Origin of the sequence: Vibrio crassostreae, from assembly GCF_024347415.1 — a bacterium.
GTDB classification, from domain to species: domain Bacteria; phylum Pseudomonadota; class Gammaproteobacteria; order Enterobacterales; family Vibrionaceae; genus Vibrio; species Vibrio crassostreae.
Map to the genome: position 1 here is coordinate 1,586,004 of NZ_AP025476.1, position 21,217 is coordinate 1,607,220.

Here is a 21,217-nt window from a genome sequence, read left to right on the forward strand (position 1 = left end):
GAAAATATGAAAAAGTTAATGATCAGTTCAATCGTCCTATCGACATTGCAACTTAGTTTTATCGCTAATGCGGAAGAAGGTATCAACGTTTATTGCGACACGGCATCCAGTGAATATCAGCATAGTGTAAGAGTTGATGATGTCGTCGGCATCGCACAGCATAGACAGAGCTTTCTACAAATAGAGCAGCCTTCTGATAGCAACGAGTTGAAGCAAACTTTGGCCAGTCAATCTAATCTGGGGATGAATCAATCGGGATGTAAGACTTGGATCAGTAATCAAGAGCGTCAAGGGTTGTTGGCCCGTCTTCATTTTGGTTTTGATCAACACAACTTAACGCCGATGGGCAGCAAAGCATTGAGTCAATTAGCTGGTGAGTTAAAGACTAACGGCAGTTCAATTACGGTGGATGGCCACACCGACAGCACAGGCGAAGAAGGTTATAACCAAGCTCTAGGCCTACAAAGAGCGCTGACTACGTCGGATGGCTTAATTGCCGATGGTGTCGAGAAAAACCGTCTTGTTATTCGTTCATTTGGTGAAAGTGAACCTATCGCCTCTAACTCAACCGCAGAGGGTAGAGCCAAGAATCGACGCTCAGAAATTTGGGCCTCTGTGAACGATGCCGCTGACTTAGAAAATTAGGATGTAGGGCTTGGTTGTTGCTTAGTGCTTAGTGCTTGGTTGCTGCTTAGTACTAGGTAATAACCGGCCTAGATTGTCGCTCTTGGGATTTTTGTTACAACGTATACTAATGAATATTCGATTAAGTTTAACCGTCTGATACTAAAGAAATATTAATGCTTTTTGATAAGTTCTCTTCTGAAGGGATGCAAAGAAATATCGATGTCGATACTTGGGTATCTATATTGGATAACATACGAGACATAATGGACGCATCGAATGCGGGCATCATCATGATCTCTGATTTGAGTTGCTCTGGTTCTGAGAGTGTGTGGAGCTCCTCAAACATATCGTGTAACCAACATAAGAGCAGAATTAGCTGTTTTTGTGAGTATGTGCATAACGAAAATCGCACGGTCTATTTGAGTGGTTATGCTGGTGGCGAATCCGCCTCTGCAACAGGAATAGATGCCTATAAGTCTTTTTGCGGCGTTCCTGTTAGGGATATAGATGAAGAAGTGTTTGCGGTGCTCTTAGTGTTTGATTTAAGCCCAACAACATATACCGAAAGCCAAGTTAACTTGATTGAGAACATATCGACTCTATTGCGTTCTGAAATCCTATTAAAAGAAGAGAGCAGGATTTTATACAAAAACAGTCATTTTGATATCATGACTACGCTTCTCAATAGAAGGGGATTCTTCCATGAATTCAACAAAGCAAACATCAGTGATGGCGAGATCGTTTGTTTATATTTTGATTTGGATAATTTGAAATATATCAATGACACCTATGGTCACTTCAAAGGCGATGACTATATCTCTGGCTTTGCGTCATGCATAAAAAATAATTCAAAGTACAACATTATATCGGCTAGGGTCGGCGGTGATGAGTTCATTGTCGTCATACATTCAGAAGAGACGGGTTATGCTTCTAAGTTGGTCAATAAAATTCACGCTGAATTCGATGACTTCATTGAAGGTTTTCGCTGCGATGATGAGGTTTCTCTAGGTTTTTCATATGGTTTCGGTACGGCGGATTCTCGAAGTTTCAACATTATTAATTTAATAAAGTCGTCCGATGAAAATATGTATCTCAATAAGAAGAATAAGACGTAGTCTATTTTTCGAATTATCTATTTTCTATACGTCTTCTACATTTAACGCCTCTACCGGATGTGAATAACGGCCGAAATGTAGAGGCCAAGTGCCCGTTATATCTAGATGCTGGTCTATATAGCTAGATATTGGTCTATATAGTTAAATATTGGTCTATATAGCTATAGAGTAGTCAAAGTAACTAGAGCGTCGTCAAAGCCACGCACCTGCTACCCGCTTTCTACGGCTATGTTGTCAAGCCAGTATATATCAGCAAGAAGATGAAGATCTTCAATCAATGCTTGGCCATTGTCTTCAGTAACTTCTGAAATATCACTAGGGAAGTCATCACTGAGATCGACAATTATTACTCGTTCGTGCTTTTTTAGCTTCCGTTTTACAATATCTTCCAAATCGGCCATGCTTTTCTCTCGATGGAAAATAATCATCACACTTTGCCCCTCTCCGATATCGTAGATTTTATAACGTCGATCATTGAGGTAAATAATATTGAATTTCATGTTATCGATTCCTCGGGATTTAAATAATCCGCCAAAATAAAAATGTTGAGTTGGGATTAGACGTTAATTTTTAACTCAATGTCGTTTGAATTGAGTTTGCTCTACTTGACTGAATGACTCAAAGAATTAGAGAAATTCAAATGTGGACCTCTCAAGTCATATTTGAATTTCTGTAAACCGTATTCAGAATACTGTTGGCTATTTATGATCACCGCATTCATGGTTTTCTAGGAAAGGAAACCTAATGCAGCAAAGGAGATAGGTTCAAATAAGAGCCTAATTAGCATCAAGTCACAGTTGTTAACCTAATGAAAAAATTCAGAACAAACCTTTTGCCATTCACTCTTCTAGTCAGCGGTTTCTTCTCAAGCCTTGCATGGTCTTCGAGCGTAATGTTGGATGATATTTCGGCAATAGCGAAGCTTATTTATGACAGTGACCCTCAAGTTCAAGCAACGAGCGACGTTAAACAAATCAAGAATAATCAATCTCTGACGTACCGAATTACAAAGGAAGAAGCGGAAAGCGATTTGTGGTCGATCGTTATTATTGATGGACAAAGTGATGAGATGGCAGACGGTGGTCAGAAATTACTTACCAATATCGACAACATGAATTTTCATCGAGAACTTGACGGCAGCTTACTCATCAAAATATCGAAGCACCGACCAGGCGATGTAAATACGACGAACTGGTTAAAGGCACCAGAAGGCAGTTTTTACCTTGTGAAGTATGTGTACTTATAGGATAGAGAAATGAAAAGAATATTTGCTTATTTCTTGCTGATTCTCTTACTGATTAGCGCAATACCGAGCTTTTTTGGCGAAAAGCCTGCTTTGGTTCTAAATCACGCTGACAGCACCTTATCCATTGAGCCTTTACTAAGCACGTTAGTTGAAAATCAGATAACTCCGTTAGGTATTGATAATCGACAAGACGAAACTACGTTAATCTTTGAAAGCAAAGCAGAACAACGAGAAGCGCAACAGGCATTGTCATTGGCGTTTCCTTTGGCTCATTCTCATTTTTCATTCGTCAGTGCCGCTCCTCAACTCTTCAGTCACATAGGGCTAACGCCGATCAATCTTGGGTTGGATCTGCGTGGTGGCGTGCAGTTTATGTTGCAAGTAGAAGTCAATGAAAGTGCGAGAAGTTTGGTCGAAGCGACGTCTACCAATGTCCGACATTTGGCTAGTGCACAAGGAATACGTAGTCGAATTACTGATATCGATAACAATGGATTTTCGGTAATTCTTACCAACTCGAATAGAAAGGATTCCAACAATACTCAAAGCTTAACCGATCAAATGCGTTCGCAGTTTCCCGAATGGAAAGTCAGCGTAAATGAGAATGTATTGCGTTTTACGCTTGAAGAAAGTGTCCAGGAGGAGCAAGCAAGCCTCGCTATGCAGCAAACCTTAAATATCATGCGTCAGCGTATTGAAAGTTTAGGCATCACTGAAGCTGTAACCCAACGTCAGGGCGCTGACCGTATATTGATTGAGCTTCCTGGAGTTCAAGACCCGCAAATTGCAAAGCGTGTTATTGGTGCGACGGCGACAATCTCTTTTCATACGGTTGTAGATTCAAGCCAAGCTGCACAGGTTCATGACACGCGTGATGGAGAACCTGTACGTCTGTCTAGGCAGCCGGTGTTAACGGGAGAGTACATTATTGGTGCATCCGCATCGGTTGGCGAGTTTGGACAACCTGAAGTGAACCTAGTGTTGAGCAGTGCGGGAGGCAGCAAAATGTCTGACTTCTCACGGAGCAACATCGGTAAACCTATGGTGACCTTATACAGCGAATATCATCAAGATCACAACAACCAACTTGTTCAACGGCATGAAGTGATCAACATCGCTACCATCCAAAGCCAATTAGGAAGTCGTTTTAGAATTACGGGGATCGGGCAGATTTCTGACGCTCAAGACTTGGCGCTAATTTTACGTTCTGGCTCATTGACCGTACCTGTAACCATTATTGATGAGCAAGTGATTGGTCCAAGCCTAGGTGAAGAAAACATTCAAAAAGGTCTACTTGCTGTATTGGTTGGTTTAGCTCTGACATTTTTGTCGATGCTTGTTTTGTACCGAAGATTTGGCGTTATTGCTTGTGCCGCGCTTATCACCAATATTGTCATGATTGTGGGTTTCTTATCATTGATACCGGGAGCAACGCTTACTTTGCCGGGTATTGCGGGCCTTGTACTCACCATGGGCATGGCGGTTGATACTAACGTTCTGGTGTTTGAACGAATCAAAGAAGAAATGCGTTCAGGAAGATCGCTATCGAGTGCGATACCGAGAGGTTATAAAGAGGCTAGAAGTACGATTATTGACGCAAACCTTACGTCGTTGATCACTGCGATTATTCTGTTTGCGATTGGTTATGGTGCCGTGAAGGGCTTTGCCATAACACTCGGGATTGGACTGTTGACCAGTATGTTTACGGGATTATTTTATAGCCAAATGTGGATGACAAAACTTTGGGGGTATGAGAATGACAAAGTTTGACCAGTTGGTCGCTGATATTCAGTGGTCAAAAGTAAGGTGGAACGGTTTATTGGTTTCACTTGGGTTGATGTTTATATCAATTGTCCTGATATCGACCAAAAGTTTCACGCTTGGGCTTGAGTTTACCGGTGGTATCTCTCATGTTGTCAATACAGATATTCCAGTGACTTTGGAAGCGATGCAGTCAGCTTTGAATACGGTATTTGATGAATTACCCAATCTAGTGCCCGATGTTACCTACCAAACTTGGCAGTTACAGTTTCCTATCGGCGGAACGGGTGAGTTGGAGTTGTTGCAGTGGTTGAGAGCCGTGGAATTGGAACTAGGTCATCCCCTTAATCTAGTGTCTAGCTCGGTTGTTGGTGCGCAAGTCGGTGAGCAATTATTTGAACAAGGTGGTTTGGCTCTGCTCGTTGCATCTATCGCTATTATGTTTTATTTAACCGTGCGGTTTGAATGGCGATTAGCCTTGGGAGCGATTGTTGCTCTGTTACATGATGTGCTGGTGGTTTTAGCGTTGTTTGTCTTGTTTTCGATTGAATTTAATCTGACGGCACTGGCGGCATTGCTTGCGGTCGTGGGGTATTCACTCAATGACTCTATTGTGATCGGAGATCGAATCCGTGAGTACCTGACCCGTAGACCGAATCAAAGTACCAGTGAGTCAACGGATCAGGCGATAAGGGCGTCGTTGTTTAGGACTTTAGTGACATCTGGAACGACGTTATTGACAGTAAGCAGTATCGGCCTTATCGCAGGTGGCACATTAAGTGGCTTTGCGTTTGCATTGTTTGCCGGGATTATTGTGGGTACTTGGTCTTCGCTGGTGATTGGAACCGCAATACCGGAAAGGATTGGTTTGTCAGCTGATCATTATAAGCCCAAAGCTCCTTTGTTAGATGAAGGCGGTCACCCTATTCATAGCCAATAACTAATAGTCAATAACTAATAACTAATAGCAAATTTAAGCTTTATGGCTCCTATATTGGAGCCTTTCTTTTGCCTAAGAAAATTTAATCAGTGTCTAAATGTTATTGTCGTCATTACATTTAATATTATCTAATAATAATGCTGTTGGATTTAAATATAAAGTAAAGATAATAGTATGTCTCTATCATTAATTTTGTATTAGTAATGATTTACAGTGACCTCTATTTTGAATTTCTGTAATTCGTCGTAAACAAGATGCGATTGAGTACAATTACCTCGACATTAAATATTAAGGAATACATTGTGAAAAAAATCGTATTAACTATCTCTGCTATTTTACCTTTAACTCTTTCAGTTGCTGCAAATGCAAATCAGGACATCGATTTTTCAAACCCAGTGTCGACGTATTCTTATGCAAACCTAGGTTATGATAGTGATGGGTTTACCGCAGGTATTGCTGCAAGTCAGGATTTTAGCAATGGTTCAGCCATGCTTGAGTACATTGGAGCGAATGATTTTTATCAACATAACTTTATTGCGACATTAGCGAATAGCAATCGTGATGCAGCATTGCAACTGGATTATCTTTGGGATACGGATTATCGCGATACAAGCAAAAATTCACGTACGGTTTTTATTAATGCGATAAATACAACATCGATTGACTCTAATTTCAGCATCTCTCCAAAATTAGGTTTAGGTTTAAATAACAATGACCTATCAAAAAATACAAGTTATCTAGCGAGTGCGGCACTGACCATGACCTACGCATTTAATCGTGTCGTTTGGCTTGATATTACACCAGAATATACTTACAGCTTTAATGATCAAAAACAGAAAGTCGGCGGTAAAGATAGTTACCGAGATTCATCCATTGAAACCAATCTAGGCTTCAAAGTGACACCGAATCAGTTTGTTGAAACAACATACCGCTACGATGAAAATAATGATCATTATACAGGTATCCGCTACAACATGAGATTTTAACAGACAAGCCTCCATTGTTAAGTTGCTGTATTTATTTCATTGATGAAGTGTACAGTCTCTTAACTAGTCGCTGTTTAATAGTCGCTGTTTAATAGTTAATAGTTAATAGTTAATAGTTAATAGTTAATAGTTAATAGTTAATAGTTAACGCGAATTCTGTCCATCAATGAATTTTTATTAAATATTTAAAGAATAAAGGTTTTCATGCATGAAAATAATAACCGATCAACCATTAATTCTCTACGGGAAAGTACCCTTTAAATACATCTACTTTTGGTTGTCTTCTTATGTGGTGGTTATGTGTGGGTTCTTGTTTGTGATAGGGGGAATGAGTTGAAACGATTTGTACCAAATAGAGACGTTGAATCGTACTGTGACGTTTAATCGCATAGTGAAGTAAGCCACTATGCGAAGGTTAATTAAATCTATTTATGATTATATCCGTAACGTTAAAAATGACATGAAAATCAAATAACCAAGAATAATGGCAATAAGTGGAAAGTATTTCATGGATTATCTCCATCAATTTTCTGATGACTATTTATCGCATGATTTCTTCGAGTGAAACATGAATTAGAGAAATTCATTATTACTCAAGTCGCAAAGAACCGTTCTTGATTTATGTTAATTATTATTGGCGCCATCAGTGAAACTGTATGAACCCAGATAGAGCCTCTCTACTAAATCAAAGGTCAATTATGGTCACTCGACTTGTAACTCTTTTCTTTTCAACCCAAATTCTTTTGCTTAGTTCATTGGTTCACGGTCAAGACAAGCTCGGCTTTGTAGATACCTCAACGCCCAATAGCACCTTGTCTGGTTTTATTACGTATTCTGAGCACGTGCTCCATTATTGGCAGCTTGAACAACTCCATTTACCTGAAGCCCAACATGCTTATGCTCAAGTAATTCGTACCATGGATCTGTCACATCTTCCTAATCGCAGTAGAACCGTAGTCGTGATGGAAAGAATCATTTTGCTCCACGAAATTCTAAATAGGTTAGGGCAAGACGTTCAATTACACCCTTCAGAAACTACGTCGACAGAAGGTGAGTCTGGGAGCCAGTGGCGTCTTGCGAACACCGACATCTTAATCGCTAAGCAGATGAGTGGTGAGAAAGTCGGCCAATATCTATTTACGGCCACATCCGTTAACAGCTTATCTAAATGGTATCGTTTGATATCAATGTCCACTGAGAAAAATGAACATGACATTGATCTATACCATGAGTTTCTAATTCTCCCTGGCCCGCTGTTTTCAATCTCAGTGATTCAGTCTTTACCAGAAAGCTTTAATACCTTGTACGCATCGATTCCTCTTTGGCAGTGGTTCGCTTTAGTAAGCGTATTTTTACTATGTCGATTTATGATTAAGTTAAGTTTTTCTTTTGGTGAACGCTGGAACTTACATTGGTATCGAAATGGGTTGAAATGGCAAATTGGCCGCCAGTTATCTCTCGTTGGGGTTGTCTTTATACTGTTTATTACCCGAAAAGTGATTGATGACGGAATCTGGATCACTGGAGGTATCTACCAGTTTTTGTCTACCTCTTTTCTAATTGGGCAGTTTTTCTTCGTTTCGTGGTTGATTATGACCATCTTCAATTACTTTGCTGAGCTGTATGTATTTAATAAACACGAAGGCAAGTATGTTGATTCCTCTTTAATTACGGTACTCGCGCGTATTTTTGGTGGCCTTACGATTGCCATTTTGGGCATTTACGTGGTCGATTTCATGGGCTTTTCAATTTCTCCAATTGTTACGGGCTTAGGCGTTGGTGGTTTAGCGGTGGCGCTCGCTATTCGCCCGGTATTGGAAAACGTGATTAATGGACTGACTTTGTATGCTGACGGTGGAATTAAAATTGGTGAGCTGTGTCGCTATGGTGACAATTTAGGAACGATTGAGAGCATAGGGCTACGTTCTACGCGAATCAGAACATTAGAACGCTCTTTAATCACTATTCCCAATTCCGAGTTTGCCAACATGGAAATTGATAATCTAGAACGCCGTGACAAGCGCCGGATGAATCACCGTTTGAGGTTACGTTCTGAGCTGACTCAAGATCAACTGAAACTCCTTGTTGTTGGTATAAGGCGGCTGCTATTACAACATCCTAAACTCGATGAAGATCCGGTGAGGGCAAGGTTTGTAGGTGTCGGTGAGTTTGCGATACATATCGATTTACTCGCTTATATTATATGCAAAGACCATGACGAGTTTCTTGCTGTTCAAGAGGACGTGATGTTTTCGGTGATGCAGCAAATTGAAGCCGTCGGTGCCCAGTTGGCGTTCTCCAATCAATACCAACTTACGCAGGGACTTAAACCCATTGATGAGGAACTAAAAGAGAAAGCGAGCGAAACAGTTAAGCAATGGCAAGATAATAATAACTATCCGTTTCCTGACTTTAGTTATGAATTTAAAGATGGGATTAAAGACAGCATTATGTATCCAGCCAAGAGTTCAGCAGTTCGAGCAAATGCTAATGGCTAGAAGAACACGCTAATGGCTAGAAAAACACGCTTTACCTAAGGCTATTATCGCTAATTTGAATTTCTCTAATTCATCGTGTTTACCTTCTATTTACTCCAAAGTAGCGTCAAATATTTAAGCTACTTTGGAGATATCTATGCCTCGTGTTCGTCCTTCGCGCATACTTCTTTCTTTATCTGTTTTACTTATGTCAACAGGATGTTCGACCGAAGATTCACCACTCATAGGCGATACTCCTCGCCCTGTTCGTTTGACTGAAGTCCAAACCGTGGGTCATCAAGAAATAAGACGTTTTCCAGCCCAAGTCTCTGCGTCTAAGGAAGTTGAGCTTGCTTTCCGAGTGGGTGGTGAAGTGGTGGAATTTAACTTAAAGCCATCTCAACGAGTAACAAAAGGAGAGATCATTGCTCGACTTGATCAGCGAGATTTTAAAACGGAAGTTGCGTTAAAAAAGTCGGAGTTTGATTTAGTCAAAAGAGAATTAGATCGCGCAACGCAAATGATGAATAAAAATCTATTGGCTCAAGCTGAATTTGATGGCATTCATGCTCGCCTTCAAGTTGCACAAGGTTCTCTACAACTAGCTGAAGATAGGCTGAAAGATACTGTCATTACTGCACCTTACAGTGGTCGAATAGCAACGACTCACATTGAAAATCATCAACAAGTGCAAGCTCACCAAGGTATCGTTCTTTTGCAAGATCATGAAATGATTGATCTTACTATCCAGTTACCGGAGAACGTACTCAGCCAGATGGATGCAAAGAGAATCGACCCATCTTACAAGCCATTAGCGACCTTTAATGGATCGGCGGTTTCCTATCCTGTCGCTTATAAGCAGCACAAAACGCAAGCAACAGCAGGCACACAAAGCTATGAGGTGACCTTTACACTGGACACACCAAAAGATAATCACACAGTGTACCCAGGTATGGGAGCGACGCTTCATCTTGATATCGATAAAATCATTGCCGATAAGCAAGGTACGCAACGTTTTGTCATTCCTGCCAGTGCCATTTTGGATAATGACCTTTTGGGGCAATCGCAAGTTTGGGTATACAAGGATGGACAAGTCTTTCCGTTAGATATCAAAATTCAAGGCGTGTCGTCGCGTGGTGCAGTGGTTTCTGGAGATTTATCTCAGAACAGTTATGTGGTGAGTGCCGGTGTGAGTCAATTGTCACAGGGTATGAGAGTTACGCCTATTGTTCGTGAGCGAGGTTTATAATGAACCTGACTAATTACGCAATTAAAAACAAAGTCATAAGTTGGCTAGTGGTTGTCATCCTATTAGTGGGCGGTGTACTTTCTTTTCGTGGTTTAGGGCAATTGGAATTTCCAGCATTCCCTATTCCACAAGCCATGGTCAACACCACGTACCCTGGTGCCTCTGCAATGCAAGTTGAGGAGGAAGTCACCTTACCGCTTGAACGTGCGATTTCTCAGCTTGAATACGTTAGAGATGTTGAATCTTTTACGACTGCGGGACTTTCTCAGATTGCGGTGATATTAAAAGAGACCATACAAGCAGAACAACAACCTCAGGTATGGGATGAATTGCGCCGTAAGGTGAATGATATTCAGCCTAGAATGTCCCCGGGAGTGAATCCATCGCAAGTCATTGATGATTTTAGCGATGTGTATGGCATTCTCTACAACATTACGAGTAATGAATACACTTATCGCGAGCTGCAAAATTACGGTGAATACCTTCAACGTGAGCTTCTTGCCATTAAAGGGGTAAAGAAAGTTAACTTGGCCGGGCTAGTCTCTGAACATATTGTGATTGAGATTGCCCAGCAAGATCTTAATACGTTGAATCTCGATCCTGCTTGGCTTTCTCGTTTGATTCAAAATCAGAACATGGTGTCCAATGGTGGTGATTTACTACTTGATGGACAATCGATCCGAATCCATTCCTCTGGTGAGTTTAATGAAGTTGAAGCGTTAAAGTCATTTAAATTTAGCCCGCCGGGAAGCAATGATCTGATCCAATTAGGTGATATCGCAGAGGTAAGCCGTCAGTTTCAGGATAAAGCTTATACCTTGTATCGTAACAATGGTGAACAAGCCATTTCTCTTGGGATCTCGTTTGCGAACAGCGTCAATGTGGTTGATGTGAGTGAACGTGTCAGTAATAAATTGTCTGAACTCGACTTTGCTCGCCCAATCGGCATTGAATTGAACAAAGTGTACGACCAAGGCGATGCGGTTGATAAATCGGTGTCTGACTTTGTGATGAGCTTAGTGGAAGCGGTATTGATTGTTATTGTCGTGTTGTTATTTGCAATGGGTTTGCGTTCAGGGATTTTAATGGGGGCTATTTTATTACTGACTATCCTCGGTACCTTCATTGGAATGAGTATTCTAGGCGTTGAGATTCAAATCATTTCGCTTGGTGCTTTGATCATTGCACTCGGAATGCTCGTTGATAATGCAATAGTGATAACGGAAGGCGTATTGATTGGTCTTAAGCGTGGGCTTACCAAACGTCAAGCAATTGAATCTGTAGTTAAACAAACGCAGTGGCCACTGCTTGGCGCGACACTGATCGGTATTATCGCGTTTGCTCCGATTGGATTGTCTGCCGACGCAACGGGAGATTTCTTAGGGTCTTTATTCCAAGTATTAGCGATCTCGTTGGTGTTAAGTTGGGTACTGGCGATCACGTTAACGCCTTTCTTCTGCGAGCTGATGTTTAAAGAAGAAATAGCCAAAGGGGACTCAGAGCAGGTCGACCCTTATCGAGGATTGATATTTACCTTGTATCGCACGGTTCTCAATACCGCATTGAAAAACCGTATTGCGACTATGCTCATCACTCTGACATTGCTCATCTCCGCTGTGATTGGTTTTGGCTCTGTAAAACAAGCTTTTTTCCCACCATCGAATACCCCCATTTTTTATGTAGATGTGTGGCTGCAACAAGGCACTGACATTCGTGAAACCGAACAACGCCTAGAACAGATTGAACATACCGTGAGTGAGTTTAATGATGTTCATAATGTCACGACCGTCATAGGAACCGGTGCACAGCGATTCATTCTGACTTATGCACCTGAAAAGTCATACAGCAGTTACGGGCAATTGATTGTTGAAGCTAAAGATTTAGCCGCGATCGAAAGTATGTTGCCCCAGATGAGATCAAAACTTGAAAGTCTACATCCAGACAGTGATTTTAAGTTTAAGTTAATGGACTTAGGGCCAGCCCCCGCCGCTAAGGTTGAAGCGCGTTTTTATGGTTCAGATCCACAAGTATTGAGAAAACTTGCTGCCCAAGCGAATGAGATTATGCGCAATGAGCCAAAAGCAACCGCAGTTCGTCACTCGTGGCGAGAAAAGACTCAGGTGCTTGAACCGCAACTTGATGGTGCCGCGGCAAGGCGGGTAGGGATAACCAAGAGTGATCTTGATAGAACCTTGTTACGCAATTTAGATGGAGAGCAAATAGGGCTGTTCAGAGATGGTAGCCATATCATGCCGATTGTTATGCGTGCGCCAGATGGAGAACGTTTTGATATTGACAGATTACCTGAGCTACAAGTTTGGAGCCAAGACCAAAGCCGTTATATCCCAATAACACAGGTGGTTTCCGACTTTAACCTGACGACGGAAGACTCATTAATTGTTCGCCGAAACTTTAAACGCGTGATTTCTGTTATGGCAGATGTGACACCATTTGGTGATGATACGGCTGAGTCTTTACGCCGTTTGGTCGCACCAAAGATCGAAGCGATTAAACTCCCTCAAGGTTATCATTTTGAGTGGGGCGGTGAATACGAAAGTCAGCAAAAGGCCACCAATAACCTAATGGGTTCATTGCCAATGGGCTATCTGATCATGTTCTTGATTACGGTATTATTGTTTAACACCATTCGCCAGCCTTTGGCGATTTGGCTAACCGTACCGTTAGCATTGATTGGTGTGAGTGCGGGCTTACTGTTAATGAATATCCCGTTCTCGTTCACGGCATTACTAGGGTTGTTAAGTTTATCAGGCATGATTGTGAAGAATGGCATTGTGTTGGTAGAGCAAATCAATATCGAAACCGACCAAGGTTCGAACCTTAGCCATGCGATTGTGGATGCCAGTGTAAGTCGTGTTCGACCTGTCTGTATGGCAGCAATTACCACCATGCTTGGTATGGTTCCATTGGTTTTTGATGCCTTCTTCCAGTCGATGGCGGTGACCATTATATTTGGGCTAGGGTTTGCTACTTTATTAACATTAATCGTATTGCCTGTGATTTACGCCTTGCTGTACCGAGTAAGCTATCGTTAACACCTCAATGTTCAATACCTCTCATTAGGAAAGAACGTCCAGAGTTGTTCAATATAAAGCTGATGCTAACAATGTTGGTATCAGCTTTTTCGTTTGTATTAGCTAGGAAAAATGAACGATTTAGTATTCAAACTCGATTGAAGATACATGCTGTCATCAATGTATCAACTGAATCAGTTAGAAAGCTACCTGTGTGACAGCCTTAAAACGTCCATACCTTGCTATCGAATCTTTGTGAGGAAAACCTAGGCAGATTTCGTTGAAGGTGTAAGCCTTTACCGGGTAGACAGGGGCTTTAAATGTGAGAACAAAAAGTCATGGGGTGATTAGAAGATTGAGTGTGTATCTTGAGGGGATAGCATTGTGATCTGCTGGAGTGGAAACTGGATGCTTTTATTTAAACAGAAAACCCCACACAGATCGCTAACCTACAGTGTGGGGGATACGAAAATTACAGCAATACGCTGATGTCTTGTACGATTTCAGTGATACCGATAGTAAAGAACTGCACACCCATGCAGATAAGCAGAAAGCCCATAATACGAGTAAAGGCGTTAATACCATTCTGTCCCAAAGCTTTAAGTAACGGGTAAGCCATACTCAGAATAAAAGCGGCGACTAAGCTAACGACACCAAACCCTCCAATTACCCCTGTATAAATACTTATCTTTTCTAACTCTTCCTCGCTAGACGCGATTTCAGCGGCAAGGCTAATGATCAGTGCCATTGTTCCGGGGCCACACAACGATGGAATGGTAAGCGGCACCAATGCGATGGAATCTTGCCCGACACTGCCATCCATGCTTTCTGGTTTTGGAAACAGCATGTTAAAGCCAATAGCACAAATGATAATCCCGCCACCTAAGCGTAAGCTCGGAATTGAAATACTAAACAGTTCTAAAACGGAAGCACCAATGAAGAAGGTGACACACATAGCAATGAACAGGTAAATCCCAACAGTTTTCGCTTGTGAAACGATGTAACTTTTGTCTCGTCCTTTACTTAAACCAAGAAGAACAGTAGCGGCGGCTGGAGGGTTCATCATCGGCAATAAGCCAAGAACGGTGAGAGTCAAATAAGTGAATAACGTTTCTAAATGCATACGGTTCCCTTTTATATTTTGGGGTTTATGTGTATTTGAGCGGCGGCTAAATAATTAGGTAATGACTTAATCTAGAATCAAAATAATGACCAAATGACCAAATGACCAAATGACCAAATGACCAAATGACCAAATGACCAAATGACCAAGCTAGAGAAGCATTAGTTGAGCAAGATACAGAACACTAAAGAACGAAATTGCATCGGTTAATGTGGTGAGTAACGGACTCGATAACATAGCTGGATCGAGGTTTGCGCGTTTGAGGGCTAGGGGTAAAGCGCCACCGATCATTACTGCTAGCGTTGACGATACCGTATAGGCAATGGCGACAATAACTGGTAACAAGTGACTTTGCTGGCCATGAGTGAGTAACATAAGAAGGGCGATGACCAAACCAATAGCGATGCCATTGAGTACACCTATCGGGAGCTCTTTTATGACAACAAACAACCAATCTTTGGCCGAAATATGTTCTGTAGATAACTCTCGAATAGAAACTGCGACGGATTGATTCCCAGCAGCACCTGATAAGTTGGCGACTAAGGGTAAAATGGCTGCCAAAACCGCAATTTGTTCAATAATGTGTTCGAAAGAAGCTATGATCGATACGGCGGCATAGCTCAATATGACTGATGGCAACAAAAAGGTAAGGCGTCGGATATTACGCTGCAGTAGTGGCATGGTACGAAACTCGTCGCCACCAAATATACCGCTTGCTTCGCGTTGTTGTTGTTTGGATTTTTCGTATAACGCTTTATTCAATTGAGTGTAGCCAACAATGCCTATTTGAAACCCATGTTCGTTGATAACAGGCACAGTTGCGTGTGATGTGGAATCGAGAATGCTTTTTAATGATCGAAGGTCAAAATCTGCACGCACTGTTGGGATGCTGTTATCGATATGGTCAACCACCTTTTCCCAAGATTGGGCGAGAAACAATTTACGAGTTTTGACCGTACCTAAGTAGTTACCACGTTTGTCGTGCAGGTAAATGTAGCGCCATTCAATTAGCTCAGAGCTTTGCTCACCTTCACGTAAAATGGCCTCCAAGTCTGAAATGGTGGCCCAACTTTCTAATTTAATGATTTCATTCTTGCAAATACGCCCAACGGATCCGCTAGGAAAAGACATTGACGCTTTCTCTTCATTCTCCCAAGTCTCAGGCAGTGAAGCTTCGAGGGCTTGATGAAGCTGTTTAGGTAAGCCACGTAATAATGAGCGGCGAACGTCAGATCGCATGTGCAAAAGAATATCTTTTGCACTGTCGATAGGTAGTTTTGTAAATAACAGTTCACGTTCTGGTTCTGTTAAGTAATCCAGAAAGTCAGCAGCAAGTTTAGGCTTTTGAGAGCAGATTAATACCCAAAATTGTTCTCGCTGCTGGTCGCTGAATTTTCGAATAACGAATGGAAGATCGGTAAGGTTAGCATTGTCGATCTGCTTGATAATGTCAGTGCTATTGGTGGATTGTATCGCTGTGATCAACTTGGAATACAGTCGTTCGGCTTCAGTGTTAGGTAGTGGTACGGCTATCAAGGTCATAGTAATTGGCTACATTGCAATGTGGTTTCGTTTACGGATAAGTCGGATAAATAGGGTGATGAAAGCAATTGCCATCAGTGACAAGCTGGTGAAGAGAAACCACCTAGTGATTAGCTCTTGATATTGGTTTAGAAATGGATGACGCATAATGGATTTTCCTGCATAAAGCAGTGTTAACGCCCACACGATTGAACTGGTCATGCTGATCATGACTGTGCGGATAAAACTCAGGCGTGCAATGCCCATCAGCATAGGGGTTAACACACGAACGAATGGAACAAAGCGAGATACGAACAACGATAGGAACCCAAATTTATTGAGAAGGTGCCTTGCTCTCGGTAATGATTCGTCGGGTAATACGACTTCAACTTTGTCCATCCAGCGTGAACCTTCTAACCAACGCCCTTGTAGATAACCGACAATCGTACCTAAGCAAGCAGATAGGCTTAGAATAGTAAGGGCGGTATAGAAATCCACAGCACCTAATCCAACCAGCCCTCCAACAAATAACACGAGCCCATCACCTGGGAGAGGTAAAAATACAAAACTCGATTCTAGAAATAACACCATCGCAAGCAGTAGCAGCAAGATATGGAGTGAGTTGATCTCGAGTAGCGTGTCAAAATCTTGTACCCAAATGGCGGATAATATTTCATTCATACTCTTTCCTTAGTGGCATAAAACAACGTACCAGCCAAATCGAATGGTTTGGCTGGTACGTGTGGTATTAATCGAACATCAAAATCAAATAGGCGAAAAAGAGAACAAGGTGGGTCGCGCCATTAAGTGAGTTTGTCCTGCCGCTACTAAAGCTAACGCTTGTCATGAGAAGTGTGGCGGCCAGTAACACCATTTCTGCAGGCTTTAGGCCTAATTTAATGGGTTGGTCCAATACTCCTGAGATGAGTAAAACGGCCGGTACGGTCAGCGCAATCGTTGCTAATACCGAACCAAAGAACAGGTTGATAGCACGCTGCAGTTGGTTTGTGAGGGCTGCTTTGACGGCTCCGACGGCCTCTGGTGCAAGAATAATAAGCGCAACGATAAGGCCGCCAAGCGCTGGCGGGGCGCCCATAACGCTAATGCTGTCGTTAATTGGTATGGCTAAGCTTTTTGCAAGAAGTATCACGATGATCAAGTAGCCAATCAACATCATGGTGTGAAATAGATTGCTACTTACCGGGCCGTGGTGGTCGTGTCCACTTTTATTGTCGGCATCAATGAAGAAGTGAATATGGCTACGTGTTTGTACGAACAGAAATACGCCATACAACGCAATGGATGCGAGAACCAGTGTGCCCATTAAGCTCAATGACATGTTTCCGTTCTCACTGCTGCTGGTAAAGTTTGGCAAGATCAAACAAAGCATTGCGAGTGGAATAATGGCAACCAAATACGCTTTAATGCCATCCAAATTATAGGACTGAGTGTGATACTTCATCCCACCCACTAATAAAGTAATACCGACAAATCCATTCAATACCGCCATGATCACAGCGAACATCGTATCTCGGGCAAGGACAGGATTTGGATCGCCAGTCAGCATCACGGAAGAGATCATAATCACTTCTAATGAGATTACCGACAATGTCAGAATGAGTGTACCAAATGGGTCTCCTAGCTTGATTGCTAGGGAGTCTGAGTGACGTACAACCGCGAAAATTGCGGTCATTGTGATATAAAAGAGTACGGCAGTAGTGATGACATAAGAGAAGATTGAGAGACTTGAGGTCAGCATGCTTTCACCAAAAGTCTTGAAAAATATAACAGTCAAAATACCGAGGAGCAGTGTTTTTTCTTGCTTCAAAGTCTTATACATTTTGAGCTTTTCGTTGGCACCAACATCGTCAGTTCCCATTGACTTTGTTAATTCGCGAATGTTCACTACGTCCTCCATAAGGTAGTGATCGACTCGCAGTTTATGGTGGTTCGGAAAGCCTGAGTATGAATTTGAGAAATTCATAAATGCGTTTATATCTACCCCAACGCTGAATTTCTCTAATTCGGCGAGTTCTAGTTTTTAGGTTTCAATATTGGCTTAAGGTCGTTGGCCATTCAGTTTGTTTTCAATATGTTTGATGTTGAATTTACGAAATCAGAAGTGGAACGTTTGACTTATATGCTGGTGGAGAACCGTTGGAATACAGTCTTTACCGCACAAGGCTGATGTAGGGGGAACCATCCTATGCAGATGGTCTGTGTCATGGAGGTTATATTAATGGATGTATAACGGGCACGCCTGAAAAACGACCGACAGCAGATGTGATGTCGAGTGACTCCGTAGTGATGGGGTCACTCTATAGTCGCGCTATTATTCAATGGGTTAAGTTAGTCTATGAGCTAAGCTATTCCATAAACTAAATTACGCTATGGACTAAATTGTTATATCTCAGGCTGAACAACGTTATCGAAAAAACTTTGCATGGTTTGGTGTAACAGTTGGTTCAATGGAAAACCACGTTTTGATTGTAAGTAACCACCATTGATTTGTATCGTTCTCATCTCTTTTGGAAGAGTAGGAAGAGGGTAACAGCTTAGTTCTGGGTCCCCCTTCGTCAGAAATGAACTACCAAATAAAATCGCATCAGAGTTCTTCAACTTGTTGAGTAAAACTCGAATACTGTGGGTAGTCAAAACAATATTGGCCTTAAAACCTTTTGTTAAATAAAAGTCTTCAGCGGGAGCTCGTTTGGAGTTGATTCCATCCGCGACTATACGAGTAATAGGGAGGTGATGGATATCTTCTAAGGCGCTACTCGTGCTAAGTATCGGATGGTTTTTACGAGCCACGATACTGAGTTTGATTTCTTTTAAACTGTGTTGATAAATTTCTTGTGGCAACGGAAACTCAGAAAAATGGAGCATGTAATCTATTTGACCACTCAGTATTTCACTCAAGCTTTGTTCTTGCCAGTAAACCAGTTTAAAGCTGGCAGTAGGTAGTGCTTCTCTTAATGCACTAAAAATGCCATCGCCGTATTGTTCGAGTAAATTAATGTTCATCGCAATAGTAATTTCGCCGGTAAATTGCAGTGGTTCAAAATTATTATACGACTCAACAACTTTTAATAATGGCGTGAACATTTGGTCGGCTGCTTCAGCTAGTTTTTCAGCAAGCTCAGAAGGCTCGACACCATGAGCTTTACGAATAAAAAGTTGATCACCAAACGTTTCTCTTAGCTTAGCCAGACCGCGGCTGACACTGGTTTGAGATATCCCTAATTTGTCTGCGGCTAGGTGTGTATTGCGTGTCTCTACGACCGCTTGCAATAGTTTCAGTAGGTTTAAATCTAAATCGCGAAGTTCTTTCATCGTCAGCTCTTAACTATTGAGAGTCTTTCATTGTAGTGTTCAACGCGAATGACGCAAACTCATTTTTGCTCGAAAATGTGTCAGCATGACGACCACTCGCTAGGTTTACTTTAATCTAACGTTACGACTGTTAATGTCTGATGATTTCATGAGGGATGTATGACCCCAAAAGTACAGAAACGACTCAATGGTTTATGAGGTGGTGCATTCCTGTGCAATTAAGGCACTTATCTTCTTCAGTATTGGTGGTTCATTTGAAACGCTCGTAAAAAAGCCTCGCGTTTACGAGGCTTTTGGGTGAGCTAAGTGACTGTCTTAGGTGAGCTAAAATACTGTCTAAAGAAGCTTTCTTTGGAAGTGAATCCTAGCCTCTAATGATCATTTGCTCACGCTCTGGACCGACTGATACCATTACAATTGGCACGCCCATCAGTTCTTCGATACGAGTAACGTAATCTTGTGCCGCTTGAGGAAGGCTTTCAAAGGTTCGACAGCCCGTGATGTCTTCATTCCAACCTGCCATATCTTCATACACAGGTTTTAGCTCAGCCGTTTGTGGCCAAATCGGGTTCTCAGTGTGCTCACCTGAGTAAGCAGTACAGATCTTAAGTTCAGACAAACCAGACAGGCAATCAATCTTAGTTAGTGCGATTTCCGTTGCAGCTTGCAGGTCAACGCCGTTACGAGTTGCCACTGCATCAAAGTAACCCATATCACGTGGGCGACCTGTTGTTGCGCCGTATTCGTTAGAGCTTTCGCGGAAGCTGTCTTGCTCTTCCATTGCAGTTACTAGCGTGCCAGTACCAACAGACGAACTGAACGATTTAGCAACGGCAATAACACGCTCAGGGCGAAGGGCAGGTAAACCACTACCAATGCCTGCATAAGCTGCGGTTACATTTGAAGATGTTGTCCAAGGATATTCACCGTAGACAAGATCGCGACCTGCGCCTAATTGAGCTTCAAACAGTAAGTTGGCGTCTTGAGATTGCAGTGCTTTAAGCGGCTCAGTTACGTTGCAGATGAATGGGCGCCAAGCTTTAGTCACTTCAAGTAGCCATTCTGTCATTTCAGAAGCTGTCTGAGTGAAATCACATTGAGGGTATAGCGCTTTAAGTTGAGGCATCTTCCAATCAAGCAGGAATTGAATGCGCTGCTCTAAAATCTCAGGTTGATTTAACCAACCCACAAGAATGCCTTTCTTCATCACGCGATCGCCGTACGCTGGTGCAATACCTTGACGTGTCGAGCCATAAGCACCATCGCCTAAACGCTCTTCTTCAAGCGTATCTTCAAGGGCGTGTAAAGGTAGACACAATGTCGCACGGTCTGAAATCGCCATTTTCACTTTGATGCCAGCCGCTTGTACTTCTGCGATCTCTTCAGTTAACGCAGCAGGGCTGATCACCATGCCCGGGCCAAGAACCGCCGTACAATCAGGATTAAAAATACCACTCGGTAGTTGATGCAGTTTGAATGTACCGAAGTCGTTTACTACGGTATGGCCAGCATTGTTTCCGCCTTGAAAGCGAATGCTAGCAGAAGCTTGGTCTGCTAAAAAATCAACGATACGGCCTTTGCCTTCGTCGCCCCAGTTTGCGCCTACAACAACAATAGATGGCATAATTTTTCTCCTGACTGATTGAGAAATCATGTTAGGCCTACAAAGTGGATAAGAGAAATTAATTATCTTTATTATCTTGATAAGGATTCCATATAACCCTAAGATCTTAAACCACAAGCGAGATTCCCTATCACGTTCGTCCCTCACTGTAGGGAATGACGGGTTGGGGTAGTCCCTTATTTT

At 42.1% G+C, this 21,217-nt stretch carries 16 protein-coding genes; 9 read left to right on the forward strand and 7 right to left on the reverse strand.

Annotation, left to right across the window (positions count from 1 at the left end):
* Positions 1 to 6: 6 nt before the first annotated feature.
* Positions 7 to 645, forward strand: coding sequence for an OmpA family protein (locus OC193_RS07260; RefSeq protein WP_048658597.1), 639 nt, complete (start codon positions 7 to 9; stop codon positions 643 to 645).
* 155 nt (positions 646 to 800) lie between these two features.
* The gene (locus tag OC193_RS07265; RefSeq protein ID WP_048664899.1) at positions 801 to 1,742 is read left to right on the forward strand and encodes a GGDEF domain-containing protein; all 942 of its coding nucleotides are present in this window, start codon (positions 801 to 803) and stop codon (positions 1,740 to 1,742) included.
* Between the two features lie 209 nt (positions 1,743 to 1,951).
* Here the strand turns inward: OC193_RS07265 and OC193_RS07270 are convergent, their stop codons facing one another.
* Positions 1,952 to 2,242: a hypothetical protein gene (locus OC193_RS07270; RefSeq protein WP_048664900.1), complete on the reverse strand. Its 291-nt coding sequence runs from the start codon at positions 2,240 to 2,242 to the stop codon at positions 1,952 to 1,954.
* Positions 2,243 to 2,550: 308 nt separating this feature from the next.
* On the opposite strand from OC193_RS07270, the gene OC193_RS07275 reads away from it, so the two are divergent.
* From OC193_RS07275 to OC193_RS07305, 7 genes are all read left to right on the forward strand, one after another.
* Positions 2,551 to 2,988, forward strand: a complete 438-nt coding sequence (locus tag OC193_RS07275; RefSeq protein WP_048664901.1) for a DUF1214 domain-containing protein — start codon at positions 2,551 to 2,553, stop codon at positions 2,986 to 2,988.
* Between the two features lie 9 nt (positions 2,989 to 2,997).
* Positions 2,998 to 4,758: a protein translocase subunit SecD gene (gene secD / locus OC193_RS07280; RefSeq protein ID WP_048664902.1), complete on the forward strand. Its 1,761-nt coding sequence runs from the start codon at positions 2,998 to 3,000 to the stop codon at positions 4,756 to 4,758.
* Entirely contained in the window at positions 4,745 to 5,689 is a 945-nt protein-coding gene (gene secF / locus OC193_RS07285) for a protein translocase subunit SecF (protein WP_048664903.1), read from the forward strand. The genes secD and secF overlap by 14 nt, the downstream gene beginning before the upstream one ends.
* Before the next feature lie 302 nt (positions 5,690 to 5,991).
* Positions 5,992 to 6,675: a hypothetical protein gene (locus tag OC193_RS07290; protein WP_048664904.1), complete on the forward strand. Its 684-nt coding sequence runs from the start codon at positions 5,992 to 5,994 to the stop codon at positions 6,673 to 6,675.
* A gap of 698 nt (positions 6,676 to 7,373) precedes the next feature.
* Positions 7,374 to 9,173 carry a mechanosensitive ion channel family protein gene (locus OC193_RS07295; RefSeq protein ID WP_080967356.1) on the forward strand — a complete coding sequence of 600 codons (1,800 nt, stop codon included), beginning with the start codon at positions 7,374 to 7,376 and terminating at the stop codon, positions 9,171 to 9,173.
* 136 nt (positions 9,174 to 9,309) lie between these two features.
* The gene (locus OC193_RS07300; RefSeq protein ID WP_048664913.1) at positions 9,310 to 10,401 is read left to right on the forward strand and encodes an efflux RND transporter periplasmic adaptor subunit; all 1,092 of its coding nucleotides are present in this window, start codon (positions 9,310 to 9,312) and stop codon (positions 10,399 to 10,401) included.
* Positions 10,401 to 13,454, forward strand: a complete 3,054-nt coding sequence (locus tag OC193_RS07305) for an efflux RND transporter permease subunit (RefSeq protein WP_048664914.1) — start codon at positions 10,401 to 10,403, stop codon at positions 13,452 to 13,454. The genes OC193_RS07300 and OC193_RS07305 overlap by 1 nt, the downstream gene beginning before the upstream one ends.
* Positions 13,455 to 13,905: 451 nt before the next feature.
* Here OC193_RS07305 and OC193_RS07310 read toward each other — a convergent pair whose 3' ends face one another.
* The 6 genes from OC193_RS07310 to OC193_RS07335 all read right to left on the reverse strand — a co-directional run bounded on the left by OC193_RS07310 (position 13,906) and on the right by OC193_RS07335 (position 21,034).
* Positions 13,906 to 14,556 (reverse strand): MarC family NAAT transporter, encoded by a 651-nt coding sequence (locus OC193_RS07310; RefSeq protein WP_048664915.1) that lies wholly within the window; start codon positions 14,554 to 14,556, stop codon positions 13,906 to 13,908.
* A 150-nt stretch (positions 14,557 to 14,706) separates the two neighbouring features.
* Positions 14,707 to 16,098, reverse strand: coding sequence for a magnesium transporter (locus OC193_RS07315; protein ID WP_048664916.1), 1,392 nt, complete (start codon positions 16,096 to 16,098; stop codon positions 14,707 to 14,709).
* A 9-nt stretch (positions 16,099 to 16,107) separates the two neighbouring features.
* Positions 16,108 to 16,758, reverse strand: coding sequence for a DedA family protein (locus OC193_RS07320; RefSeq protein WP_048664917.1), 651 nt, complete (start codon positions 16,756 to 16,758; stop codon positions 16,108 to 16,110).
* A 67-nt stretch (positions 16,759 to 16,825) separates the two neighbouring features.
* On the reverse strand, positions 16,826 to 17,917 hold the full coding sequence (locus OC193_RS07325; protein ID WP_048658770.1) for a calcium:proton antiporter: 1,092 nt from the start codon (positions 17,915 to 17,917) through the stop codon (positions 16,826 to 16,828).
* 563 nt (positions 17,918 to 18,480) lie between these two features.
* Entirely contained in the window at positions 18,481 to 19,410 is a 930-nt protein-coding gene (locus tag OC193_RS07330; protein WP_048658613.1) for a LysR family transcriptional regulator, read from the reverse strand.
* 364 nt (positions 19,411 to 19,774) lie between these two features.
* Positions 19,775 to 21,034 (reverse strand): adenylosuccinate synthase, encoded by a 1,260-nt coding sequence (locus OC193_RS07335; protein WP_048658615.1) that lies wholly within the window; start codon positions 21,032 to 21,034, stop codon positions 19,775 to 19,777.
* Between the last annotated feature and the right edge of the window lie 183 nt (positions 21,035 to 21,217).

Bases quoted from the DNA above. Each gene is read 5' to 3' on its own strand.
- OC193_RS07330 (WP_048658613.1), bottom strand. From the start codon at position 19,410: ATGAAAGAACTTCGCGATTTAGATTTAAACCTACTGAAACTATTGCAA.
- OC193_RS07325 (WP_048658770.1), bottom strand. From the start codon at position 17,917: ATGTATAAGACTTTGAAGCAAGAAAAAACACTGCTCCTCGGTATTTTG.
- secF (WP_048664903.1), top strand. From the start codon at position 4,745: ATGACAAAGTTTGACCAGTTGGTCGCTGATATTCAGTGGTCAAAAGTA.
- OC193_RS07300 (WP_048664913.1), top strand. From the start codon at position 9,310: ATGCCTCGTGTTCGTCCTTCGCGCATACTTCTTTCTTTATCTGTTTTA.
- secD (WP_048664902.1), top strand. From the start codon at position 2,998: ATGAAAAGAATATTTGCTTATTTCTTGCTGATTCTCTTACTGATTAGC.
- OC193_RS07295 (WP_080967356.1), top strand. From the start codon at position 7,374: ATGGTCACTCGACTTGTAACTCTTTTCTTTTCAACCCAAATTCTTTTG.
- OC193_RS07270 (WP_048664900.1), bottom strand. From the start codon at position 2,242: ATGAAATTCAATATTATTTACCTCAATGATCGACGTTATAAAATCTAC.
- OC193_RS07260 (WP_048658597.1), top strand. From the start codon at position 7: ATGAAAAAGTTAATGATCAGTTCAATCGTCCTATCGACATTGCAACTT.
- OC193_RS07305 (WP_048664914.1), top strand. From the start codon at position 10,401: ATGAACCTGACTAATTACGCAATTAAAAACAAAGTCATAAGTTGGCTA.
- OC193_RS07335 (WP_048658615.1), bottom strand. From the start codon at position 21,034: ATGCCATCTATTGTTGTTGTAGGCGCAAACTGGGGCGACGAAGGCAAA.
- OC193_RS07320 (WP_048664917.1), bottom strand. From the start codon at position 16,758: ATGAATGAAATATTATCCGCCATTTGGGTACAAGATTTTGACACGCTA.
- OC193_RS07310 (WP_048664915.1), bottom strand. From the start codon at position 14,556: ATGCATTTAGAAACGTTATTCACTTATTTGACTCTCACCGTTCTTGGC.
- OC193_RS07315 (WP_048664916.1), bottom strand. From the start codon at position 16,098: ATGACCTTGATAGCCGTACCACTACCTAACACTGAAGCCGAACGACTG.
- OC193_RS07275 (WP_048664901.1), top strand. From the start codon at position 2,551: ATGAAAAAATTCAGAACAAACCTTTTGCCATTCACTCTTCTAGTCAGC.
- OC193_RS07265 (WP_048664899.1), top strand. From the start codon at position 801: ATGCTTTTTGATAAGTTCTCTTCTGAAGGGATGCAAAGAAATATCGAT.